The following is a 23,077-nucleotide window of genomic DNA, read 5'->3' on the forward strand; positions in this document are numbered from 1 at the left end:
GATGTATCAATGACTGGAACAGAGAAACAAGGTGTGTCGCCCCGCAGGGGCGGCTGGCTCGGCCACCGGGCAAAGCGTGTCCTGCAGATTCTGGGCATGCTGGTGATTGCGATGATAGTGGCGCTGGGCGTGGCCCACTGGGGTGTCAATCCCCCAGGAGAGAGTGCCGCGCTGCGTGACTGGGTGCACAGCACCCGGTATGGCTGGCTGAGCTGGCGCCTGGCGCTTTATGTGGCGCTGGCCTGGGGATTCTGGAAAATCTGGCGCGCGCCGGGCTGCAAACCGGAATACCGGCAGCCCCTCAAGCGCATGGCCATCGCCTGCGCGGTATTTGCCCTGGCATGTGAATACAGCCTCTTCGGCGGAGGGCTGACCTTATGATGACCAACAGCTATCTGGAGTATTTCCTGACGCTGCTCGGCTGGCTGATTAACAACGGCCTGTGGGAGCTGCTGGTCAGTACGGGGCTGTTTGTGCTGCCGCTGCTGTTCAAAGTAGCGGCCATCTGGCTGAAGGTCCGGGAGGAAGGTGAGGATGAGGGCAACAAAGGGATGCTGTCCCTGCCGCGCATCGAGAACCTGCTCTACGGCGCGTTTTTCGTGATGCTTGCCTGTTGCCTGCCGCTGATGAATGTCAGCCTGGATACCCTCAAATATGACAGCAGTCGGGCGGCAACCTGCGGTACCTGGACGCCCAAAAAGCCGGATGAAACCGGGTACGCCAATATCATGTCGAGCATGAACGGCCAAACGGCGAAGGTACCGGTGTGGTGGTTGGTAGTGCATAAGCTGTCGAAGGGGATCTCGTCGGCGGCCGTGGCCACCATTCCGTGCAGGCCTGATCTGCGGCAGGTCCGTTTTGAAGTCCAGCACAGTCGGGTCAACAACCCGGCGCTGGCGAAGGAGCTGCAGGACTTCACCAACGACTGCTACGCGCTGGCATTGTATACCTGGCAGAACCGCGACCAGGGCCAGACGACGGACAAAGCCACCCTGCGTGACATCGAGTGGCTGGGGTCGAAGACCTTCCTGAATGGTGGGCACTATAACAACCTACAGTCCAAAACGCCGCGTACCAGTTTCCCCTGGAATGAGGGGCGGGACAGCGGCCGGCCAAACACCGGACGAGGGGGATATCCAACCTGCAGCGAGTGGTGGTCAGCCGGCGAGACGGGACTGGAGGCTCGCGTGGTGAAACAGGTCGATCCGAGCGTCATGCTGCGGATGTCTGCCGCGCTGAAGATGATGGGGCAACCGGATGCAGATTATAAGGAAGCCGTGGTACGTCGCCTAGTCAGCCCGGATAACCTGACGGTCTCTCAGGGTGGACGCGCTTATGCCGGTTACGGCGGCAATGCTGACTTTACCTTGGACAACTCGGTTAACCGTATTGCCTCGATGGGCGGAACAGCGCTGGGGAGCCTGGCGGCGTATCCGGCATTTGATGCGATGCGCCAGGCGCTGCCGATGGTACAGGCAGTGCTGTTGATGGCGGTGTATATCATGGTGCCGCTCATCCTGGCTTTTGCGGCCTACGAGTATAAGACGGTGATCACCGTGACGTTTGTGGTGTTTGCGCTGAACTTCCTGACGTTCTGGTGGGAACTGGCGCGCTGGCTGGACAGCTGGTTACTGGAGGCATTGTACAGTTCGGACTCGCAAAGCAGTGTTTACAACAGCTGTGGGAAAATAGTGCGCTTCCAAAAGATCTCTATGAACATTTCTATCTGCAACCACTGAAGCAGCTCGTTACGCTGATGCAGGTGCTGCCGGCCACATCCCAGGGGGAGTATGCCAGGGAAGGAGGGCTGGTCGATGTTACCCTGCAGACGGCGACGTATGCGGTCAGACTGGCTAAGGGACACATGTTGCCCCCAGGGGCTGCGCCCGAAGAACAATCAGCCCAGAATGTGCAGTGGAATGTCGTGATGTTTTTTGCAGCGCTATGGTACTACCTGCCGCTGTTGAGTCAACTGCAGGGCGAGTTCGAGAGTGGTCGCGCCTGGTTACCAGGCCTGACGGTGCCGGATGAACCTTACCGTTTTCGCTTCAGGACGACCCCGTTAGCTCCGACCCTGGCAACAAGTCAGAGTGCAATGATTGCGTCGCGGCTGCTGCCTGCAGAACTTATCAAATGGCTATCAACACTGCCGGCAGTTATACATTCGTTGATGATGATAGCTGGCAGGCACCCCAGCACATTACCTGTAATAGACGACATTATCCTGGAGGCGGCCAAACTGGCGCGCGGCGATAGTCTGGCCGTATCACTTTTGCCGACATCCAGCCCCGACATATTGGCAATAGCCTTACCGTCAGTGGCAGCGACGTCAGAAAATATCACCTCTTCAGTACCCGAGATTAATTTGCAAAGCGCATTCACCAGCCCACTCGCTCCGGAGCAACTGTCGACAGTGTCATTAGATCAGCCCAACGGAAATGCACTGTCAGCAACGGAAGTGTTACTAAGCTCGGCTCTGGATGCGCCGGTAAACGATAACCCTTTGGCTGAGATGGTCCTGACGGCAGAAACGGTGACTGATGTGGAAGAAGATATGCTGACTCTGTTGTCTTTAATGACCGTTGGGGTGTCTGCTCCGGTGACCCAGCCAGAACCGGGGTTCGGAGACGCCCCTCACAAAGATGAAGGCTCTGTGACTGCCGATAACTCTGCGCTTACTGCTGAAGTGGCTCAGGTAGTTGAAGCAGCAGAACTAAACCAGGAGTCAGACGCCATTGATGAAATCGCTCCCGAAGCAACATTTTCAACACTCGAATTTTATGTCCCTCAAACTACAGATCTCGCTTCTTCGCAATCGCAGAACCCGAGGATTGAAGACGGTGAGGATATAACTCGCGGCGAAGCCTTCTGGCGTTGGTTAGCCGATGGACTCAATTCTAATCAGATCCTTATCAATACTATAGAGGCGAGGGTTCATCTTGTTTCTGGTTTTGTTTTTATCACTGTGCCTGGGGTTTTTTATTTGTATTTGAAGCAGATGGGATTGGATGGTTCTAAACGAGAGGCTCTCCAGGAAGATTTTGAACGCCTGGATATACATCGACGGATAAAGGGTAAACGATTTTATTTTGCTCATCTGTATGAAACATCAGAACGTACAGGGGCATTTAAACGAACCAAAGGTTACCTCGTTAAAGCAAATTTGTTGTATTGGGGGAAAAAACTACCTGACGACAGTCCGGTGCTGGTGATCCCTTAACAGGGATTAATCGTGTCTTGTGGCCATATTATGTTCGTAGGGCTTTTATTTAATCTAGAGAGATATTATGCATACACCACGTGTAATGGATTGGGAAACTTTGCTCGAAGAGTATTTTTTCTCAAAGGCGTTACGTCCAGAAACTGAAAAGAGTTATCGCCGTGTAGTCGCCGTTTTCAGGAAATTTATTGGATATGACATGTTACCGGATGAAGTTACGAACCGAGAGCTGATTTTGTGGCGTAGAGATATGCTGGGAAGGGGGATTACCACGAGTACCTGGAATAATAAGGTTCGCCATTTGCGTGCGATTTACAATCAGGGAATAAAGAAAAAATGGTTAAATATAGAGGAGAATCCCTTAAACGAAACGCAAGTACCTCCGGGTAGTAAGCGTAAAAAAATACTGAACCGTGATCAGTTGGTCAGGATTAACCTGGTTTTAGAGCAATTTGAAGAGCGTGAAACACGTCAAGTGGGCAAAAATCGCTCTTGTGCACTCTTACCTGTTTGGTACTGGCGGACGGTGATCGATGTTTTGCGCTCGACGGGGATGAGACAAAACCAGTTATTGCATATACGTCTGATGGATGTTGATCTTGAGGCAAACTCGATGTTGCTGTGTAAAGAAGGGAGTAAAACACATCGCGAGTGGTTAGTTCCTGTCGTCACTTTTGTCCGGGAACGCATGCAAATACTCGTTGAGCGCGCGATAGAACAGGGAGCCGAACCGGCTGATTACCTGTTCGATGTGGCGCGATTTGTAACCCCGTCAGGTGAAGTTGGCTCAGAGCCGGCAATACAACCTGTTCGCTCGTTCTTCAACAGACTAACAAAAGAGTGTGGTTTTAAGGTAAGTCCACATCGTTTCAGGCATACCCTGGCGACTGAAATGATGAAGTCACCCGATCGTAATTTGGCAATAGTTAAAGGTTTGCTGGGACACCGGAGTGTCAGTACAACGATGGAGTATGTAGAGCTGGATTTGAAGATTACAGGGCAAACACTTGAGAATGAATTGTCACTGTATATGGATGTCGCGCCCAACGGTGAGGAAGGGCGCAGACATGCCTTGACATAACTTTAACAAGCTGTAAAAATCACCAGTGATCGAGAAAAGGATGCCTGTGCAGCAACACAGGCACCCTTTTTAAGAGGAACCTAATGATTAACATCGAGTGTGCAAATTCGAAAAACACTGCGACATCGACCTGCCAGTTCCTTTGTTCCGCCCGTTAAAGGGTATACCTCTAACCAGCGTGCTTTGATGCAGAATGTTGGTGCCCGGACTCGGAATCGAACCAAGGACACGGGGATTTTCAATCCCCTGCTCTACCGACTGAGCTATCCGGGCAACGGGGCGCATTAAACTAGATTCGACACGCGTCGTCAACGAAATTTGTTTGTTTCGCGACGGACTGCGCAAACTCTCGCCATTTTTACAATAATGCTCAATGTCAGCGTCTATACCGGTATCGATTTATATGCGTGCTAACTGAATTTATAACGGTTTTCATCACGATTTTCCTGCCTTATCCGATGCAGTCATGCATATCGATATCATCTTGCACCCTCTTATAAAAGGTGCAATCATTGCGCGAATTTTCTCCTCTCTCCTTCGGGGCGCCAGTATGTTTATCGTCAAACATCGTTGCCAGACTCACTTCGCGCTGCCGCGAGGGCGTTCCCTTATCCTCGCAGAATCTTCTATGCTCACCATGCGGTGAGGCCAACGCACGCTCACTGCAGGGCAGCAGTAAAATCAGAGACCGTCTGCTTTTACTGATGTCTGGCGGTCGGAGCTGGTTACCAGTCAGACCCGGACAGTTTGTGGGCGCGATAGCTGTCGCGTCCGGGCCTTTTACTCTCCCGATTTGGGTAGTCGCGCTTATGAAATCATTGCACATTGCCGCAAGCCACGAGCTTGTCTCACGTCTTTCCACTCACCGTCGCGTGGTGGCGCTGGACAGCACCGACTTCACCGACGTGGCGGCAGTCGTCATCACTGCTGCGGACAGCCGCAGCGGCATTCTTACTTTGCTAAAGCGCACCGGTTTTAACCTGCCGGTGTACCTGTTCTCTGAGGAACCGTGCGATGTACCTGAGGGCGTGAATGCCGTTATCGGCGGTAGCATGCAGCAGTGGCTGGAGCTGGAGGCTGCTGCCGCGCGCTATGAAGAAACGCTGCTGCCGCCGTTTTTCGATACCCTGACGCAGTACGTTGAGATGGGTAACAGCTCCTTTGCCTGTCCGGGCCATCAGCACGGCGAGTTCTTTAAGAAGCATCCGGCCGGTCGTCAATTTTATGATTTCTTCGGCGAAAACATCTTCCGGGCTGATATGTGCAACGCCGACGTGAAGCTCGGCGATCTGTTAATCCATGAAGGTGCCGCTAAGCGGGCGCAGAAGTTTGCGGCGAAAGTGTTTAACGCCGACAAAACCTGGTTTGTGCTGAACGGCACGTCGGCGGCAAATAAGGTCGTGACGAATGCGCTGCTGACCCGTGGCGATCTGGTGCTGTTTGACCGCAACAACCATAAATCCAACCATCACGGGGCGCTGATCCAGGCGGGTGCTACGCCGGTGTATCTGGAAGCGGCCCGCAATCCGTTTGGCTTTATCGGCGGGATTGATGAGCACTGTTTTGATGATGGCTACCTGCGCGACCTGATTCGGGAAGTGGCACCGGAAAAGGCGGCAGAACCACGCCCGTTCCGCCTGGCGGTGATTCAGCTGGGAACCTATGACGGCACGATTTACAACGCCCGCCAGGTCGTCGACAAAATCGGCCACCTGTGTGATTACATCCTGTTTGATTCGGCGTGGGTAGGCTATGAGCAGTTTATCCCGATGATGGCGGACTGCTCGCCGCTGCTGCTGGACCTCAATGAAAACGATCCGGGCATTTTTGTGACCCAGTCCGTACACAAGCAGCAGGCCGGTTTTTCCCAGACTTCGCAGATCCATAAGAAAGATAACCACATCCGCGGCCAGGCGCGGTTCTGCCCTTATAAGCGGCTGAATAACGCCTATATGCTGCATGCGTCAACCAGCCCGTTTTATCCGCTGTTTGCCGCTCTGGATGTGAACGCGAAGATCCACGAAGGGGAAAGCGGGCGTCGTCTGTGGGCGGAGTGCGTCACGCTGGGTATTGAAGCGCGCAAAGCCATTATCGCCAACTGCAAGATGATCAAACCGTTCGTTCCACCGACGGTGGCTGGCCGTCCGTGGCAGGATCACGCCACCGAAACCATTGCCAAAGAACGGCGGTTCTTCAGCTTCGGCCCGGGCGACCGCTGGCACGGATTTGAGGGCTACGCGCAGGATCAATATTTCGTCGATCCGTGCAAGCTGCTGCTGACCACGCCGGGCATCGATGCGGACAGCGGCGAGTACACAGAGTTTGGCATTCCGGCCACCATCCTTGCGCATTACCTGCGTGAAAACGGTATAGTGCCGGAGAAGTGCGATCTCAACTCCATCCTCTTCCTGCTGACGCCAGCCGAAAGTACGGAGAAGCTGGCCCAGCTGGTGGCGATGCTCGGCCAGTTCGAACAGCATATCGAAGACGATACGCCGCTTGCCGACGTGCTGCCGACCGTCTACAACAAATATCCTGTGCGCTATCGCGATTACACTATTCGTCAGCTATGCCAGGAGATGCATGACCTCTACGTGAGCTTCGATGTGAAGGATCTGCAAAAGGCGATGTTCCGCAAGGCGAGCTTCCCGGCTGTCGTGATGAACCCGCAGGATGCCAATATCGAGTTTATACGCGGCAACGTGGAGCTGGTGCGCCTGAGCGAGGCGGAAGGGCGGATTGCTGCCGAAGGCGCGCTGCCTTACCCGCCGGGCGTGCTGTGCGTGGTGCCGGGTGAAATCTGGGGAGGTGCGGTGCTACGCTATTTCCTCGCGCTGGAAGAGGGCGTCAACCTGCTGCCGGGCTTCTCGCCGGAGCTGCAGGGCGTTTACAGCGAGAAAGATGCCGACGGAATCAAGCGGCTTTATGGCTACGTTTTGAAGTAATGCCTGATGGCGGCGCTGCGCGTCTTATCAGGCCTGTGATGGGGATTTTGTAGGCCCGGCAAGCGGAGCGCCGCCGGGCAAGTCAGAGGGATTAGTGTGCGATGGACTGCGACTGCGTACCGGCAGGAACGCGAACGTGCTTATATTTGAACAGCGCCACGAACGCGAAGGCCAGCACCAGTGAGTAAGCCGCGAAAATCAGCCACACGCTCTTCCAGTCGGTAATGCCGCTGGTGGTGTACATCTCCACTACTTTTCCGCTGACAATCCCGCCGAGAATGCAGCCGAAGCCGTTGGTCATCATCAGGAACATGCCCTGGGCGCTGGCGCGGATTTCCGGGTTCACTTCTTTCTCCACAAACACCGAACCGGAGATGTTGAAGAAGTCGAAGGCGCAGCCGTAGACAATCATCGACAGCACCAGCAGCACGGTGCCGAACGGCGTCGGGTCACCATAGGCAAACAGCCCGAAGCGCAGCATCCACGCGAAGATACTGATAAGCATCACGTTCTTAATACCGTAGCGGCTCAGGAAGAACGGAATCGTCAGGATAAACAGGGTTTCGGAAATCTGCGAAATCGACATCATTACCGAGGCGTGCTGCACGATAAAGCTGCTGGCAAACAGCGGATCTTTATCGAAGCTGTGCAGGAAGGTGTTGCCGAACATGTTGGTGATTTGCAGCTCTGCGCCCAGCATCATGGAGAAGATAAAGAAAATCGCCATGCGCTTGTTTTTGAACAGCGCGAAGGCATCGAGGCCCAGCATGCTGCTCCAGCTCTGGTTTTTCTGCTGATTGGAGACCGGAATGTGCGGCAGCGTCAGGGTGAACAGCGCCAGCAGCAGCGAGAGCGCCGCGCCGATATAGAGCTGCATATGGCTCAGTTCAAAACCGGAGAAGCTCACCGCCCACATGGCGATGATGAAACCAATGGTGCCCCAGATGCGGATCGGCGGGAAGTCCGTGACGATGTCCATGCCTGCGGATTTCAGGCGATAGTAGGAGATAGTGTTCACCAGCCCAAGCGTTGGCATATAGGCCAGCGAGTTCAGGAGGATCACCACAAACATCGCCCCCGGCGTGGTCACGCCCGCGGCCATAAACAGCGTACCTGCGCCGACCAGGTGGCAGAATGCGTATACCCATTTGGCGCTGATCCATTTGTCCGCCACAATCCCCAGCAGCGTTGGCATCAGCACGGCGGCGATCCCCAGCGAACTGTAAACGGCACCGATAGCTGCGCCGTCGAATTTGAGCGTGACGAACATATAGGAGCCGAGGGTGGTCAGCCAGCTCCCCCAGAGGCAGAACTGCAGGAACGACAGTGTTTTAAGCTGCAGCTTAAGGTTCATGTTATTTTCCTCACAAAGTGATGCGGGCTGTGTTGCTGTGGAAACATTTACGGGGTCAATTTGATGCAATTCTATCGTTCAGGCGTCATACGTTTTGTTACCTCCCGCAAATAAATGCAATCTTTTCTTTTTTGCAGAGCAAAAAGGTGACGCGGTTAACGCTTTGGGGCGATCAGAAGGCGGGAAATACGCAGGAAGGCCCGGAAAACCGGGCCTGAGAAGGAATTATTTACGGCGGTAGCTTTTCTGGGTGTTATTCACTTTATACAGATAGCGACGTGACTCCGCTGAAGGATGGCGGGTGGTCAGCGTCTGGTAAACATCGCCCGGCGCCATGCTGTTGATGATGTTGGCAGCCTGAACCTTATCGTTGGAGAACACGCGCAGCACGCTCCCTGCACCACCATTGTAGGCGGTAATCACCGCATAGCGGCGCGACGTCGGGTTATCAATACCGTTCAGATAGACGTTGTTCAGCATTGCCAGATAGGCGGTGCCGGTGTCGATATTGCTGGCCGGATCGAACAGGAAGCTGCGGCTTGGCGTGCCGGATTTCCCCTGCGCCTTGTACACGTCTTTCCCGGCGGTGTGCTGCACGACCTGCATCAGCCCCAGCGCATCGGAATTACTGACCGCATACGGGTTGAACGAGGACTCGGTCTGCATAATGGCAAGAATGAGCGACTCGTCCACGCCGTATTTGCGCGAAGCCTGGCGCACCATGCCCATATATTTATGCGCACGCTTATCGAGGTGGTTCGGCACCAGGTTGATCGTCACGCTGTAGATAATGTGCAGCCCGTTTTTGCGGCTTTGCAGACGGTTCTTCAACAACCAGTCGGCATAATTGGAAGCTCGCCCCTGCCAGCGAATCGGCTGCCCGGTGTTGTCCACTACCTGGCCGTAGAGGAACGGCTCTTTGGAGATCTGGATGTCGTCGGCGTCGGAATAGAGATCGACCGAGCCGGGATCGTCGCCCATCAGCAGGGTTTTGACAATGGTCTGGCGCAGACGACCTGCCGGATCGGTGCCCGCGATGGTTTCAAAGGTAATGGTGCCGGCATCAAAGTTGATGTGGCTACGGGTATAATACTGGTCGGTATACTTGACGTAGTCCTTCGGTCCGGCGACCAGAACCTCGTTGTACCCCCAGATATTTTCGATGTTATGGGCAAACTGCCCCATCAGGATGTCAAAACCGTTGGTGTCCTTCACCCAGGCTTCGTTGTAAGGCGTTCCTTTTTTAGAGCCTGAACACGAAATGAGCAACGGCGCAATCAGGGCTAGCGCTAAATATTTTTTCATCATTCCGGGAGTGCGTGTTGGCTGTTATGTCATGCCGGGCGGCGCTATGCGTACCCGGCCTGCTGACGCTGTACGCCCGTGCAACGAAATACCCGGGCAGCCAGTATCATTTTTACTGTTTTTCTGGCGGCGTATAGCCTTCGATGTGAACGTCTTTACCTTCGAAGAGGAAATTCACCATCTCCTGCTCCAGCAGCTTGCGGTGCTCAGGGTTCATCATGCTGAGTTTTTTCTCGTTGATGAGCATGGTTTGCTTATGCTGCCACTGGGCCCAGGCTTCTTTCGAAATTTCATTATAGATACGCTTGCCGAGATCGCCCGGATAAAGCTGGAAGTCCTGGCCTTCAGCCTCGCGCTGCAGGAAGGTACAAAAAATGGTTCTGCTCATGACTATTCCTCTTGATGACCGTCGCTCAGACCAGAGCACCGGTGCGTAACTGCTGTAACAGGCGCTCTACGGGAGCCGCAAGCCCCACGGAAGGCGGCTGGGCTAAGTTATACCAGAGTGCGCTGCCTTCATCCATGCATCCGGCAACGGACTGCACGTGGAGCCACATTGGCACAATATCGAGGTGGAAATGGCTGAAGGTGTGACGGAATGCGGTTTGCTGCATCATCTTACCCGCGTCAATCTGACGCACCGTAAGCCATTCGCGCAACGCTTCCTCGGTGGCAAACTGCGGGAAGCAGAACAGGCCGCCCCACAGGCCGCTTGGCGGGCGCTGCAATAACAGCACTTCATCTTCGTGCTGCATAATGAGGAAGTACCCCACGCGTTCCGGCAGCGTTTGCTTCGGTTTTTTACCGGGATATTGCGCCCAGCTGTGGCTGACCCAGGCCTTGCAGCCGCTGTTGAGCGGGCAGAGTTCGCATTTCGGCTTTGAACGGGTGCAGACCATCGCGCCTAAATCCATCATTGCCTGGTTAAAGCGCTCCACGCCTTTCGCTGGCGTCACGTCTTCGCTGATTTCCCACAGCTTTTTCTCGACGTCTTTCTTACCCGGCCATCCGTCTATGGCGTAGCAGCGGGCGAGCACACGTTTGACGTTGCCGTCGAGAATAGGGAAGTGTTTACCAAGCGAAAGAGAAAGCACGGCACCGGCGGTTGAACGCCCGACGCCGGGCAAATCGGCTACTTCGTCAAACGTTTCCGGAAATTTACCGTTGTGCAGCGTAGCGACCTGCTGCGCCGCTTTATGCAGATTGCGGGCGCGGGCGTAGTAGCCAAGGCCGGTCCACAGGTGCAGCACTTCATCAAGCGGTGCATTGGCGAGATCGGTGACGGTCGGAAAGCGCGCCATAAAGCGCTCAAAATAAGGGATGACGGTAGCAACCTGCGTTTGTTGCAACATCACCTCGGAGAGCCATACTTTGTACGGCGTTTTCTCTGTTTGCCAGGGGAGGGTTTTACGCCCGTATTTGTCGTACCAGTCCAGCACCTGGGCTGAAAATTGTGAGGCTTGCATGGCTACCGATTCACTGTATCAGGGACGCAGATTGCAGCACAGCGACACCGGGCTGTAAACCGGATCTTTCCCAGGCTTGCATACTTCGTCTGAGTTTGGATAATGCCCGTTTCCCGAACACTCACCAGGTAGACAGATTTTTTATGAACAACGACGTCATTTCACCGGAATTTGATGAAAACGGTCGCCCGCTGCGCCGTATTCGTAGCTTTGTCCGCCGTCAGGGCCGTCTGACCAAAGGGCAGCAGCACGCGCTGGACAACTATTGGCCGGTGATGGGCGTTGAGTTCAGCGAAGCACCTGTCGATTTCGTCGAGCTGTTTGGCCGCGATGCGCCAACCACGCTGGAGATAGGCTTTGGCATGGGCGCTTCGCTTGTCACCATGGCAAAGGCGAAACCTGAGCAGAACTTCTTAGGTATTGAAGTGCACTCGCCGGGCGTTGGTGCCTGCCTGGCTTCGGCCCACGAAGAGGGCGTGGATAACCTGCGCGTGATGTGTCATGACGCGGTCGAAGTGCTGCACAAAATGATTCCTGACAATTCTTTAACCATGGTTCAGCTCTTTTTCCCTGACCCATGGCATAAAGCACGTCATAATAAACGCCGTATCGTTCAGGCACCTTTTGCGGAGCTGGTAAAAAGCAAACTGAAGCTCGGCGGCGTCTTCCATATGGCGACCGACTGGGAAGCCTATGCGGAGCACATGCTGGAAGTGATGTCGTCGCTCGACGGGTATAAAAATCTCTCCGAAAGCAACGACTACGTACCGCGTCCGGAATCACGTCCGGTAACCAAATTTGAACAGCGTGGCCATCGTCTTGGTCACGGCGTATGGGACTTAATGTTCGAGAGGGTGAAATAATGGCGAAGAACCGTAGCCGTCGTCTGCGTAAGAAAATGCACATCGACGAATTCCAGGAAGTGGGCTTTTCCATCGCGTGGCGTTTCCCGGAAGGCACTGACGTTGAGCAGATTGACAAAACCGTCGATCAGTTCATTGACGAAGTAATTGAGCCAAACAAGCTGGCCTTTGACGGCAGCGGCTATCTGGCATGGGAAGGGCTGGTGTGCCTGCAAGAGACGGGCAAATGCACCGAAGAGCATCAGGCTATCGTGCGTAAATGGCTGGAAGCCAAAAAACTCGAAGAGGTACGCACCAGCGAACTTTTCGACGTTTGGTGGGACTAAACAACCATAAGGGGCCAGCAATCGCTGGCCCGTTTTGTCTTTACAGGAGTTTCTATGATGCGCAAAACGCTGCTGGCAGCGGCCCTTACCGTCACCGCCTTTGCCGCTCAGGCAGATTATCAGTGCAGCGTGACCCCGAAGGATGACGTGATCCTCAGCCCGCAAACCGTGCAGGTGAAAGGGGAGAACGGCAATCTGGTGATTACACCGGATGGCAACGTGATGTTTAACGGCAAGCAGTACACCCTGAGCGCAGCCCAGCGCGAACAGGCGAAAGATTACCAGTCCGACCTGCGCAACGCGCTACCGTGGATTGACGAAGGTGCCCGCTCCCGCGTAGATAAAAGCCGTGCCGCGCTGGATAAGATCATCACCGAACAGGTGGGCGCCAGCAGCAACATGCATGGTCGTCTGACCAAGCTGGATGCGCAACTGAAAGAGCAGATGAACCGCATCATCGAACATCGAACTGATGGCCTGACGTTCCACTACAAAGGCATCGATCAGGTGCGCGCCGACGGCCAGCAACTGGTGAATCAGGCCATGGGTGGCCTGCTGCAGGACAGCATCAATGAAATGGGCGCTAAAGCGGTGACAAAAGGTGGCGGTAATCCGCTTCAGGGGATCTTAGGCAGCATGGGCGGCCTGCAGTCCGCGGTTCAGGACGAATGGAAAAACCAGGAAGCTGATTTCCAGAAATTCGGCAAAGACGTGTGCAGCCGGGTGGTGTCACTGGAAGAAAGCCGTAAAGCGCTGGTGGGATCGTTGAAGTAAGACGTTTGTGCCAGCCCCTCTCCCAAAGGGAGAGGGAGAAAACTAAATCTGGCCCCGTACAGTTCCCTTTCCCTTTGGTAGAGGGGTAGGGAGAGGGTGAAAACCAAATCCGACACCGAACAATCCCCTCTCTCCTCTAAAGGGGATCAGGAAGAAAACTAAATCCGGTTCCAAACAGTTCCCTCTCCCTTTGGGAGAGGGTCAGGGAGAGGGCGTCTCAGAAGTGAGATGTTCGAGAATACTCATCAAAACGGCCTCCTCATTCATCCGGAATTCATTGTTCCAGAATCGAAGAACCCGCCAACCACGGGCACTTAAATATGCCGTTCTTTTAGCATCATTCCCTGCATCATCAGCATGCTGACCGCCATCCAGTTCAACGATCAACCTTCCACGAAAGCAGGCAAAATCTGCAATGTAAGGGCCAACAGGCATTTGCCGTTTGAACTTGTATCCGTAAAAGCGTTTCGCCCTCAACAAATACCACAAACGGTTTTCTTCTGATGTTTGATGGCTACGGAGATATTTATGATTTTCCATCCCCCAATCCTGCCAGCAAAAATCAAAGCCGTCAGAATGGGGGCGGAAAACTGGAAGCGTGCTTCCAGACTTTATTCGGCGAGGAACAGCTCAAGAAGAGAGTTGAGGAACAGCTTGCCGTGTTCCGTAATCTGCCAGTGCGTTTCACTCTCGGTGAGATAATTTTGCGCCAGCGCTTCGTCGAGCTGCGGGCGTATGACTGATTCAGAAAGACCGGTAAACGCGGCGAACTCAGCGCGAGGCGCGGCTTCCAGCAGGCGGAAGCGGTTCATGAAGAACTCGAACGGTTTATCCGCTGCTTCCACATCGTGCTGGCGTTCAAGATATCGACCTTCCATAAATCCGCGCGGGTGGCGGGTTTTAGCCGTGCGCAGAATGCGCCCGTCCGGGAAGGTGATTTTGCCGTGCGCGCCGCAGCCGATGCCGAGGTAATCGCCAAAGCGCCAGTAGTTCAGGTTGTGCTGACACTGATAGCCCGGTTTTGCATAGGCCGAGGTTTCATACTGCTGATAGCCCGCAGCGCTCAGCAGTTTATGGCCCTGCTCAAAGATATCCCACAGTGCGTCGTCGTCCGGCAGCTTCGGCGGACGCGAGCCGAACAGCGTGTTGGGCTCAATGGTGAGCTGATACCACGACAGATGCGGCGGGTTAAGCTCGATCGCCTGGCGCAAATCGTCCAGCGCCTCTTCCAGCGACTGGTCCGGCAGACCGTGCATTAAATCGAGGTTGAAGCTGCGCAGATTCAAACTGGTGGCCAGATGTGCGGCGCGCTTCGCTTCGCCAGCGTCATGAATACGGCCCAGGCGCTTGAGCTTCGGCTCGCTGAAGCTTTGGACGCCAATCGAAATACGGTTCACGCTTGCGCGCTGATAGTCCACGAAACGATCGGCTTCGACCGTGCCAGGGTTCGCTTCCATGGTGATTTCAGCGTCCGCCGCCAGGTTCAGCCGGGCACGCACTCCATTGAGTAAGGTTTGCATTGCCGGGCCTGAAATCAGGCTCGGCGTACCGCCGCCGATAAATATCGTTTTGACATCTCGTCCCTGCGCGTACGGCACGTCGGCATCCAGATCGGCAAGCAAATGCTGCACGTAATCGTCGTGCGGCACTTCGCCCTTCAGCGCGTGCGAATTGAAATCGCAGTACGGGCATTTCTGCACGCACCAGGGAATGTGAATGTAAAGGCTGAGCGGCGGGAGTACGGACATTAACGCAAGGCTTCCAGTAACAGTTTCAGCGCCTGCCCACGGTGGGAGACGGCAATTTTTTCTTCACGGCTAAGCTCTGCCGCCGTTTTACCGGCATCAGGAACAAAGAAAATCGGATCGTAGCCGAAGCCACCGTTGCCCGCGGCTGCGCGGGTAATCACGCCCGGCCAGCTGCCGTGGCACACCAGCGGCGTTGGGTCATCTGCATGACGCATATACACCAGCACGCAGTGGAACTGGGCCTGGCGTTTATCGTCGGGTACGTCTTTCAGCGTATGAAGAAGTTTCTCCAGATTCTGCTGGTCTGTTGCATCCTCGCCGGAATAACGTGCGGAATAGATGCCCGGGGCGCCGCCCAGTACGTCAACAGCCAGGCCAGAGTCATCCGCAATCGCCGGTAAACCGGTGACTTTCGCGGCATGGCGCGCTTTCAGAATCGCGTTCTCAATAAACGTCAGGCCCGTCTCTTCAACGGACTCCACGTTCAGCTCGGTCTGAGCGACCACGTCGAGACCAAAATCGTTTAGCAGCGACGCGAGCTCGCGCACTTTACCGGCGTTACCGGTCGCCAGAACTACTTTTTGCATGGGATGTCCTGCGTGAGGAGCGCTTCAACGCCCGAAGGGATGTGTTGCGGTTGAATGATTTTTACCTGCTTGTGACGGCCAAGTTCGCCTTTCTCAATTATCACCTGACTTTTCGCCACGCGAAACTGTTTGGCGAGAAATTTTACTAAGTGGGCATTGGCCTGACCGTCCACCGGCGGGGCAGTGATGGCGACTTTAAGTTCGTCGCCATGTTCGCCCACAATGCTGTCACGGCTGGCTTTAGGCTGAATGTACAGCCGTAAAACCAGCCCGTTTTCGCGCTGTTCAACAGCACTCATAGCGCCATCCACAGCCCCGGCAGCAGCATATTCCCGGTCGCCTGCAGAAGTTCGGTGATACCCATATTCGCCACGTACAGCAGCAGAACGAGGATCATCGGTGAGAAATCAATGCCGCCCATGGAAGGCAGCATGCTGCGGATTGGGCGCAGCAGCGGGTCGGCGAGCTGCATTAATACAAACTCAACCGGGCTGCGGCCACGGCTGACCCAGCTCATGATGGCCATCAGCATCAGCACCCAGAAAATCAGCAGACCGATGGTTTTCACGAGGATCAGCACCGCAGCAATCCAGATAATCGGCTGGAAGGTGATGACCATAAACAGCACGATGGCCTTCAGCACGCAAAGGACAAAAGCGACCAGCAGAGAGGAGCTATCGAGCGGCCCCATCGCGGGAATCACGCGGCGCAGCGGTCCGACAATCGGCTGAGTGGCTTTCACCACGAACTGCGAAAACGGGTTGTAAAAATCACAGCGGGCCCACTGCATCCAGACGCGAAGCAGCATCACCATGGTGTAAAGCTCAATCACCGTCGAAAGCAGGAAAGTCAACGTCTTCATGGCGTTCCTCAGTTTTCCTTATTTATTGTTGTGTGTAATTGCGCGCGCCAAAAATGGCGGTACCGATGCGCACCATTGTGCTACCCGCCGCAATGGCGGCTTCCATATCGTCCGACATGCCCAGAGAGAGCGTGTCCACGGTCGGATAGTGTGTTTTCAGCCGGGCAAATGCTACCGCCATTTGTTGGGCGACCGCAAACTGCCTTACATATTCTGACTCAGGCGCAGGAATGGCCATCAGGCCGCGCAGGCAGAGGCCGGGTAAGGCGGCTACGGCTTGCGCCAGCGCGCCCACTTCTTCCGGCGCAATTCCTGATTTGCTTGTCTCATCGCTGATGTTGACCTGAATCAGCACGTTCAGCGGCGGCAGATGAGCAGGGCGCTGTTCGCTCAGTCGGCTGGCAATTTTCAGGCGATCGACGGTATGACACCAGTCGAAGTGCTCTGCCACCAGACGGCTCTTATTCGACTGTAATGGGCCAATAAAATGCCACTGCAGGTCGTTTTGCCCCGCCTCCTGAAAATAGCGGATCTTTTCGACCCCTTCCTGAACGTAGTTTTCGCCAAAGGCGCGCTGACCCGCTTTGATGGCTTCTTCGATGGCGCTCGCAGGTTTGGTTTTGCTCACTGCAAGCAACGTCACTTCTTCTGGAGCACGGCCGCAAAGGGCGACAGCGGCTGAGATTTTGTCCCTGACCTGTGCCAGGTTATGCGCAATGTCGTTCATTTTCAGGATGATGATATGGATATGCAGGAAATTGTGGCCCTTAGTGTAAAGCATAACGTCTCGGATCTACACCTGTGCAACGACGGCACGGTGCGCTGGCGACGACGAGGCAGCCTTGAGCCTGCCCCGTTTACAGGGCCGGTGCCGCAAACGCTGTTGCACCAGTGGCTCAGCCAGGCTGCACAGCGGCAGTGGCAAACGGAAAACCAGTGTGACTTTGCTGTGCAGATGGAGGATGGCGCTCGCCTGCGTGCCAGCGTGTTTCACCATGCGGAAGGCATTACGCTTGTGCTGCGCCTGCTGCCGGAACGCAGCCCGCAGCTGTCAGAACTCGGCGTGCCACCCGCCATCAGTGAATTGCTGAATGAGGAGAGCGGGCTCATTCTGGTGACCGGGGCCACCGGCAGCGGTAAGTCGACGACGCTTGCCGCAATGGTGAATCACCTTAATCACCAGCGTGATGGGCATATCCTGACGCTGGAAGATCCGGTTGAATTTGTTCATCACAGCGAGCGTTGCCTGATTCATCAGCGCGAAGTCGGCGTTCACTGTGCGTCATTCCCGGCAGCCCTTCGGGTCGCGTTACGTCAGGATCCTGACGTTATTCTGCTCGGTGAGCTGCGCGACACCGAAACCATCCGCCTGGCGCTAACGGCGGCGGAAACCGGCCATCTGGTATTGTCGACGCTCCATACGCGAGGCGCAGCTCAGGCCATTGAAAGGCTGGTGGACGTCTTCCCTGCCGGAGAAAAGGAGCAGGTTCGCAGTCAGCTTGCCGGAAGCCTTAATGCCGTGCTGGCGCAGAAGCTGTTGCCCGATAAACAAGGCGGTCGGGTGGCGCTGTATGAACTGCTGGTCAACACACCGGCGGTGGGAAGCCTCATTCGTGAAGGAAAAACGCATCAGCTGCCAGGCGTGATGCAAACCGGGCAGCAGGTGGGTATGTTAACGTTCACTCAAAGCTATCAGCAGCGTCAGGCGGCTGGACGGCTTTAGCGCATTTTTCCCTGAAATGGCGCGGAAAGAAAGTTCGGGGTTTCATCTATTATCCGCGTTTCTGACTTTACTTCGTAAATAAGTTGCTAACGAACGGGCTCAAATTTGTGAGCCCGGTCTCGCTATTGGCAAAAAACAGCTGAATATTTGCGGAATAATTCATCTTTACTGAGAATGTTTGGGAAAATTAAACAGAGGTGTTAGCGGAATTAATACTTAACTATCATTAATGTTATATTGATGTTGATATTAAGTCGGGCTAATGCAATTATCTTTTTACACTCTCATGATACTGTATTACGCCTGGTGCGGTAAAAACGACCTTTTTGGAAGATATGTAAAGCAAGTCCGCGTCCTGCATGACATTGTATTGTTATGGCATGGAAAAAAAGGTGATAATCTTTTGACACTTATCAGGCATTCGTTCTATTCTGTTAATGAGAAATAGGATTTTTCTCATGAAACAGTGTTTCGGTTAGTAAGTTAAAATTTTATATATTGATCACGTTGCTTGTGTCTTTTTGACCCATTTAATCACCATGATGGTGAGTCTCAACTATGGAGAGTTTTTAAATGCTTGATGTATCAGAGAGTGTAGGCAAATCTCAACAGCTCCTTCTTATCACTCATCCATCCATTCAGGCGAATGCTTTTGCGAGCTATCTGTCCGATCTGCTTTCCGTTTTTGTCGTTGTGCACAATATTAATAAGCCTCTGGTACAGCGTTTACCGCGCGGTACTGTCGTGCTGTTTGATATTGCGGTCTCCAATAAAAAATTGAACGGGATCTGGCGGGATATTATTCAAACGCAGGTCAAGAGCCCACGTTTGCTTATTATTAATAGCGCACAAAAGTATGAGCTGTACGAAATGGCAAAATGGCCAGCGTTGTATGGGGTATTTCGCCATGACGATGATGAATCGCGCTTAATTGAGGGCGTCAAAGCTGTGCTTCACGGCGAGCAGACGGCTGAATTGAGCGTGATGCACCCTGCAATGTATGCTACGGTTCACACATCCAGCGATTCAGATAATGTTCCCCTAACGGAACGTGAGTGTGAAATTCTTAATGAGTTGCGTCACGGTGCAACCAATATGGATATCGCGCGCGCGTTGTTTATTAGTGAGAATACGGTAAGAACCCACCTGTACAATGTTTTCCGCAAATTAAGCGTCAAAAACAGAACTCAGGCAGTAAGCTGGGCGAACGAGAATCTGCGTCACTGAGGTTGCCTGAAGTCCCTCTCCTGCAAGAGAGAGGGATTGTTCAAAATCCCTGCTCGAAAAAGCTCTCCAGAATCACGACCGCTGAGGCGGAGTCCACTTTTCCTTTGTTCAGCGCCCGATAGCCGCCGTGCTCAAACAAACCTGCCCGGGCTTCTACCGTGCTCAGTCGCTCGTCGTGAAGGATGATTTTCACGCCAAACCGACCATGAATTTTATTGGCGAAATTACGTGCGCGCGAGGTCAGTGGCTGCTCGGTGCCGTCCATATTCAGCGGTAAACCGACCACCACCGCTTCAGGTTGCCACTCTTTGAGTAATTTCTCTATGGCGCTCCAGTCTGGCGTGCCATCCTGTGCCTTCAACGCGCCCAACGGACGCGCCGTACCGGTAACGCGCTGCCCGACGGCAACGCCAATGCTGCGCGTACCAAAGTCAAAACCGATCAGCGTACCGCTCATTATGCATGCCCCGCAACGCCAGGCATGGTCTGGATATCAATACCAATCAGGCGGGCAGCATCGCGCCAGCGGTCGGCAATCGGTGTTTTGAACAAAATATTGAGGTCGGCCGGGGCGGTCAGCCAGGCGTTATCGAGAATTTCCTGTTCAAGCTGGCCCTTCTCCCAGGAGGAGTAGCCCAGAGCCACCAGCACGTCTGCCGGCTGTTCAGCGGTGCCGAGCGTTTCAAGCACGTCGCGGGAGGTGGTGATCACGGTATTGTCAGAAATTCGGATGCTTGATGAAAATGCCGAAGGCGGCGTGTGCAGGATGAAGCCACGATCTTCTGCCAGCGGGCCGCCCATCATCACGGGCTTGTTGAGTCGAATGTCCGGATCGCGCGCTTCCGGGGCGATTTTCAGCTTTTCCAGAATCCCTTCAACCTTCAGATTTTCCATCGGTTTGTTGATGATGATCCCCATTGCGCCGTCGTCATTGTATTCACAAATATAGACAACGGAGCGGCGAAACATCGGGTCCTGGAGAGCAGGCATGGCAATAAGAAAGTGGTGCTGTAAATTCATTGTCAGAGGTTCTGTTTCCTGGTTTAAAAAGCAACAAGGGCCAGTATGCGGGGAAAGCTTGGCGCTGTCGAGAGAAGGCGGGATCCCTCCCGCCCGGTGGCGATTACTTACCGAGACGCTTTTCGATAGCGTCCATCAGCATGCCGGTGATGGAGACAGGGAATTCGGCTTCGATTTCGCGAATGCAGGTAGGGCTGGTGACGTTAATCTCGGTCAGGCGATTGCCGATGATATCAAGGCCAACAAAAATCAGGCCCTTCACCTTAAGCGTTGGCCCGACACGACGGGCAATTTCCCAGTCGCTTTCGGTCAGCGGACGAGGTTCACCGCGGCCACCGGCGGACAGGTTACCGCGAGTTTCTCCGCCCTGCGGAATACGCGCCAGGCAATAAGGAACCGGTTCACCGTCCACCACCAGTACGCGCTTATCACCGTCCTTGATGGCGGGCAGATAGTTCTGCGCCATGCAGTAGCGGGTGCCGAGCTCGGTCAGGGTTTCAGCGATAACGCCAATGTTGGGGTCATCCTGCTTTACGCGGAAGATAGAGGCGCCGCCCATGCCGTCCAGCGGTTTCATAATGATGTCACCGTGCTGCTGCCAGAAGGCTTTCAACTGGGCTTTGCTGCGGGTGACCAGCGTTTCCGGCGTCAGATCAGCAAACCAGGCGGTAAACAGCTTTTCGTTACAGTCGCGCAGGCTCTGGGGCTTGTTGACGATAAGCGTGCCTTTCTCTTCTGCGCGCTCAAGGATATAGGTCGCATAGATGAATTCGGTGTCGAACGGCGGATCTTTGCGCATCAGGATGACGTCGAGGTCGGCAAGCGCAATATCCTGCTCGCCGTTGAAGCTGTACCAGCCGTCGTAGTTCTGCTCGACGCTCAGCAGGCGCGTCTGCGCCCGCGCTTCGCCGTTGATCAGATAGAGATCGTTCATCTCCATATAATGAATCTCGTAACCACGACGCTGCGCTTCCAGCAGCATAGCGAAGCTGGAATCTTTCTTGATATTGATCTTCGCAATGGGGTCCATCACGATGCCGAGCTTGATCATTACTCTTCTCCTGTAACGCGAAGTTTAGCCCAGGTCACCAAAACGCACCTGAAGCGCGGTGATGGCGGTGAGCGCAGTAGTCTCAGTACGCAGAACGCGGGGTCCTAAAAGAATATCCGTGAACGCATAGCGGGCGGTCATGGCAATTTCATCCGCCGATAACCCGCCTTCCGGGCCAATGAGCAAACGTACACGCTCAACGGGCTGCGGCAGCGTATTAATGCTGGCGCTGGCACGTGGGTGAAGATTGAGCTTTAGTCCCCTCTCTTCCTCGGCGCACCAGGCTTCCAGATCCATCGCCGGGCGGATCTCCGGGATCACATTTCGCCCGGATTGTTCACAGGCGGCAATGGCGATTTTTTGCCACTGCGCGAGCTTCTTGTTCAGACGTTCAGCATCCAGTTTAACGCCGCAGCGCTCGGAAAAGAGTGGCGTAATGAGGCTTACACCGAGCTCAATTGACTTCTGGATGGTGAATTCCATCTTTTCACCCCTGGACATGACCTGCCCGAGATGAATGTGCAGCGGAGATTCACGATCGTCGGTCTCGCCGCTCAGCACGCTGACCCGCACGCTCTTTTTGTCGGCCTGTAAAATTTCAGCCTCAAAAACCTGGTTGCTGCCGTCAAACAGCTGAATAGCCTGGCCCGCGCTCATGCGCAGCACGCGGCCTACGTGGTTAGCGGCCTCTTCGCTCAGGGTTATCTGACTGCCAGCGATAATGGGTTCAGGGTGCCAGATGCGGGGAATGCGCATAGTCTCAGGGTTTCCGGATATCAGTTAACAATTGACGCTAGTGTAGGGTAGCTCTTTTGCGCCTGGCAAGCCTGCTGGACGTAAGGGTTATGATTACCCTGGATTCTGGCGATGCGCTCATCGCGCGTGCACTCCCACGCCGTGACCGGATACTGCTTGTTCCACACGGTGAAAAGCTGAGTCTGCTGGCGGGAAAGCGGAAGCTTGTACTGGTCGCGCATATAGAACCAGGTACGGGCAATACTGCCACGGGCGCGTGGCGGTGGTTCTGCGAGCTTGTTCTTAAAATCAATCTTCATGGTGCACTGACCGTACTGGCCCTCACCGCCGTTCCACTGGCTGTACATGAAGTTGTTGCGGTCGCCGTTTACTTCACCGACGGCGGGCTGCAGGTTGTGCATATCGCTTTCGATTTTGCGATAGACAGGATCTTTGGCGCAGTTTTTACGTCCGCCGTCCTGCCAGCACTGCAATAAGTGACCAAACTGCCAGGCGGGCATCACGTGCTCCCATTCGACGCGGCTGGCGCGGGTTTCATTTTTACGCACTTTATAGCCGCACGATTCCAGATCGATAACGCCTTTCTTGCCGTGCCAGCTGATTTTGCAGCCGCAATAGAAATCGCCGGGCACGTCAGAATTGACCTTTACGCCAGCGGTTTTTGCCTGGGAAAAACTGTTGATACCTTCGGCCATGGCCTGGCCTGAAAAAGCAGCGGCCAAAAATGCCAGCGCCAGAACTGATTTACGGGACATCACGAACTCCGTCT

Annotated in this window: 25 protein-coding genes and 1 tRNA gene; 10 read left to right on the plus strand and 16 right to left on the minus strand. The window is 54.5% G+C overall.

Annotated features, from left to right (window positions below; genetic code table 11):
* Window positions 1-9: 9 nt before the first annotated feature.
* The 4 genes from AB1287_RS19065 (at window position 10) to AB1287_RS19080 (ending at window position 4,301) form a co-directional block, all read left to right on the plus strand.
* Window positions 10-381 (plus strand): hypothetical protein, encoded by a 372-nt coding sequence (locus AB1287_RS19065; protein ID WP_435618775.1) that lies wholly within the window; start codon window positions 10-12, stop codon window positions 379-381.
* Complete coding sequence (locus AB1287_RS19070; RefSeq protein WP_435618776.1) at window positions 378-1,739, plus strand: conjugal transfer protein TraG N-terminal domain-containing protein; 1,362 nt, start codon at window positions 378-380, stop codon at window positions 1,737-1,739. The genes AB1287_RS19065 and AB1287_RS19070 overlap by 4 nt, the downstream gene beginning before the upstream one ends.
* On the plus strand, window positions 1,625-3,220 hold the full coding sequence (locus AB1287_RS19075) for a TraI domain-containing protein (RefSeq protein ID WP_435618806.1): 1,596 nt from the start codon (window positions 1,625-1,627) through the stop codon (window positions 3,218-3,220). The genes AB1287_RS19070 and AB1287_RS19075 overlap by 115 nt, the downstream gene beginning before the upstream one ends.
* Before the next feature lie 67 nt (window positions 3,221-3,287).
* Window positions 3,288-4,301, plus strand: a complete 1,014-nt coding sequence (locus AB1287_RS19080) for a tyrosine-type recombinase/integrase (RefSeq protein ID WP_435618777.1) — start codon at window positions 3,288-3,290, stop codon at window positions 4,299-4,301.
* A 197-nt stretch (window positions 4,302-4,498) separates the two neighbouring features.
* On the opposite strand, the gene AB1287_RS19085 is transcribed toward AB1287_RS19080, so the two are convergent.
* Window positions 4,499-4,574: transfer RNA gene (locus AB1287_RS19085), tRNA-Phe, on the minus strand.
* A gap of 536 nt (window positions 4,575-5,110) precedes the next feature.
* On the opposite strand from AB1287_RS19085, the gene AB1287_RS19090 reads away from it, so the two are divergent.
* Entirely contained in the window at window positions 5,111-7,246 is a 2,136-nt protein-coding gene (locus AB1287_RS19090; RefSeq protein ID WP_435618778.1) for an ornithine decarboxylase, read from the plus strand.
* 91 nt (window positions 7,247-7,337) lie between these two features.
* Here the strand turns inward: AB1287_RS19090 and AB1287_RS19095 are convergent, their stop codons facing one another.
* The 4 genes from AB1287_RS19095 to mutY all read right to left on the minus strand — a co-directional run bounded on the left by AB1287_RS19095 (window position 7,338) and on the right by mutY (window position 11,371).
* Entirely contained in the window at window positions 7,338-8,600 is a 1,263-nt protein-coding gene (locus AB1287_RS19095) for a nucleoside permease (protein ID WP_435618779.1), read from the minus strand.
* A gap of 225 nt (window positions 8,601-8,825) precedes the next feature.
* Complete coding sequence (mltC, locus tag AB1287_RS19100; protein ID WP_312630012.1) at window positions 8,826-9,905, minus strand: membrane-bound lytic murein transglycosylase MltC; 1,080 nt, start codon at window positions 9,903-9,905, stop codon at window positions 8,826-8,828.
* Window positions 9,906-10,017: 112 nt separating this feature from the next.
* The gene (locus AB1287_RS19105; protein ID WP_312630008.1) at window positions 10,018-10,293 is read right to left on the minus strand and encodes an oxidative damage protection protein; all 276 of its coding nucleotides are present in this window, start codon (window positions 10,291-10,293) and stop codon (window positions 10,018-10,020) included.
* Between the two features lie 25 nt (window positions 10,294-10,318).
* On the minus strand, window positions 10,319-11,371 hold the full coding sequence (gene mutY, locus AB1287_RS19110; protein ID WP_435618780.1) for an A/G-specific adenine glycosylase: 1,053 nt from the start codon (window positions 11,369-11,371) through the stop codon (window positions 10,319-10,321).
* A 143-nt stretch (window positions 11,372-11,514) separates the two neighbouring features.
* Between mutY and trmB the strand changes: the two genes are divergently transcribed.
* From trmB to AB1287_RS19125, 3 genes are read left to right on the plus strand one after another with little or no spacing between them, the layout of a single operon-like run.
* Window positions 11,515-12,234, plus strand: coding sequence for a tRNA (guanosine(46)-N7)-methyltransferase TrmB (trmB, locus tag AB1287_RS19115; protein ID WP_312630011.1), 720 nt, complete (start codon window positions 11,515-11,517; stop codon window positions 12,232-12,234).
* Window positions 12,234-12,560: a YggL family protein gene (locus tag AB1287_RS19120; protein WP_312629924.1), complete on the plus strand. Its 327-nt coding sequence runs from the start codon at window positions 12,234-12,236 to the stop codon at window positions 12,558-12,560. Before trmB ends, AB1287_RS19120 begins: the two co-directional genes overlap by 1 nt.
* Before the next feature lie 54 nt (window positions 12,561-12,614).
* Window positions 12,615-13,334, plus strand: a complete 720-nt coding sequence (locus tag AB1287_RS19125; protein ID WP_435618781.1) for a DUF2884 domain-containing protein — start codon at window positions 12,615-12,617, stop codon at window positions 13,332-13,334.
* A gap of 201 nt (window positions 13,335-13,535) precedes the next feature.
* On the opposite strand, the gene AB1287_RS19130 is transcribed toward AB1287_RS19125, so the two are convergent.
* The 6 genes from AB1287_RS19130 to AB1287_RS19155 all read right to left on the minus strand — a co-directional run bounded on the left by AB1287_RS19130 (window position 13,536) and on the right by AB1287_RS19155 (window position 17,258).
* Window positions 13,536-13,874, minus strand: coding sequence for an endonuclease domain-containing protein (locus tag AB1287_RS19130; protein ID WP_435618782.1), 339 nt, complete (start codon window positions 13,872-13,874; stop codon window positions 13,536-13,538).
* 71 nt (window positions 13,875-13,945) lie between these two features.
* A complete protein-coding gene (gene hemW, locus AB1287_RS19135) occupies window positions 13,946-15,082 on the minus strand; it encodes a radical SAM family heme chaperone HemW (RefSeq protein ID WP_435618783.1) in 1,137 nt (378 codons plus the stop codon).
* Entirely contained in the window at window positions 15,082-15,669 is a 588-nt protein-coding gene (locus AB1287_RS19140) for an XTP/dITP diphosphatase (RefSeq protein WP_435618784.1), read from the minus strand. Before AB1287_RS19140 ends, hemW begins: the two co-directional genes overlap by 1 nt.
* Window positions 15,657-15,968: a DUF167 family protein YggU gene (yggU, locus tag AB1287_RS19145; RefSeq protein WP_312629932.1), complete on the minus strand. Its 312-nt coding sequence runs from the start codon at window positions 15,966-15,968 to the stop codon at window positions 15,657-15,659. Before yggU ends, AB1287_RS19140 begins: the two co-directional genes overlap by 13 nt.
* Window positions 15,965-16,531 (minus strand): YggT family protein, encoded by a 567-nt coding sequence (locus tag AB1287_RS19150; RefSeq protein ID WP_312629933.1) that lies wholly within the window; start codon window positions 16,529-16,531, stop codon window positions 15,965-15,967. The genes yggU and AB1287_RS19150 overlap by 4 nt, the downstream gene beginning before the upstream one ends.
* A gap of 22 nt (window positions 16,532-16,553) precedes the next feature.
* Window positions 16,554-17,258 (minus strand): YggS family pyridoxal phosphate-dependent enzyme, encoded by a 705-nt coding sequence (locus tag AB1287_RS19155; RefSeq protein ID WP_435618807.1) that lies wholly within the window; start codon window positions 17,256-17,258, stop codon window positions 16,554-16,556.
* Between the two features lie 15 nt (window positions 17,259-17,273).
* Between AB1287_RS19155 and AB1287_RS19160 the strand changes: the two genes are divergently transcribed.
* Together AB1287_RS19160 and AB1287_RS19165 are read left to right on the plus strand one after the other, a co-directional pair.
* A complete protein-coding gene (locus AB1287_RS19160; protein WP_312629934.1) occupies window positions 17,274-18,254 on the plus strand; it encodes a type IV pilus twitching motility protein PilT in 981 nt (326 codons plus the stop codon).
* 573 nt (window positions 18,255-18,827) lie between these two features.
* The gene (locus AB1287_RS19165; protein ID WP_435618785.1) at window positions 18,828-19,481 is read left to right on the plus strand and encodes a LuxR C-terminal-related transcriptional regulator; all 654 of its coding nucleotides are present in this window, start codon (window positions 18,828-18,830) and stop codon (window positions 19,479-19,481) included.
* A gap of 40 nt (window positions 19,482-19,521) precedes the next feature.
* On the opposite strand, the gene ruvX is transcribed toward AB1287_RS19165, so the two are convergent.
* The 5 genes from ruvX to endA all read right to left on the minus strand — a co-directional run bounded on the left by ruvX (window position 19,522) and on the right by endA (window position 23,063).
* Window positions 19,522-19,938 (minus strand): Holliday junction resolvase RuvX, encoded by a 417-nt coding sequence (gene ruvX, locus AB1287_RS19170; RefSeq protein WP_312629936.1) that lies wholly within the window; start codon window positions 19,936-19,938, stop codon window positions 19,522-19,524.
* A complete protein-coding gene (locus AB1287_RS19175) occupies window positions 19,938-20,501 on the minus strand; it encodes a YqgE/AlgH family protein (RefSeq protein ID WP_312629937.1) in 564 nt (187 codons plus the stop codon). Before AB1287_RS19175 ends, ruvX begins: the two co-directional genes overlap by 1 nt.
* 103 nt (window positions 20,502-20,604) lie before the next feature.
* A complete protein-coding gene (gene gshB, locus AB1287_RS19180; protein WP_435618786.1) occupies window positions 20,605-21,552 on the minus strand; it encodes a glutathione synthase in 948 nt (315 codons plus the stop codon).
* A gap of 24 nt (window positions 21,553-21,576) precedes the next feature.
* Window positions 21,577-22,308: a 16S rRNA (uracil(1498)-N(3))-methyltransferase gene (gene rsmE, locus AB1287_RS19185; RefSeq protein ID WP_435618787.1), complete on the minus strand. Its 732-nt coding sequence runs from the start codon at window positions 22,306-22,308 to the stop codon at window positions 21,577-21,579.
* A 20-nt stretch (window positions 22,309-22,328) separates the two neighbouring features.
* Window positions 22,329-23,063, minus strand: a complete 735-nt coding sequence (gene endA, locus AB1287_RS19190) for a deoxyribonuclease I (RefSeq protein ID WP_435618788.1) — start codon at window positions 23,061-23,063, stop codon at window positions 22,329-22,331.
* Window positions 23,064-23,077 lie beyond the last annotated feature (14 nt).

It is taken from the genome of Scandinavium sp. UTDF21-P1B (genome assembly GCF_040750395.1).
Taxonomy (GTDB): domain Bacteria; phylum Pseudomonadota; class Gammaproteobacteria; order Enterobacterales; family Enterobacteriaceae; genus Scandinavium.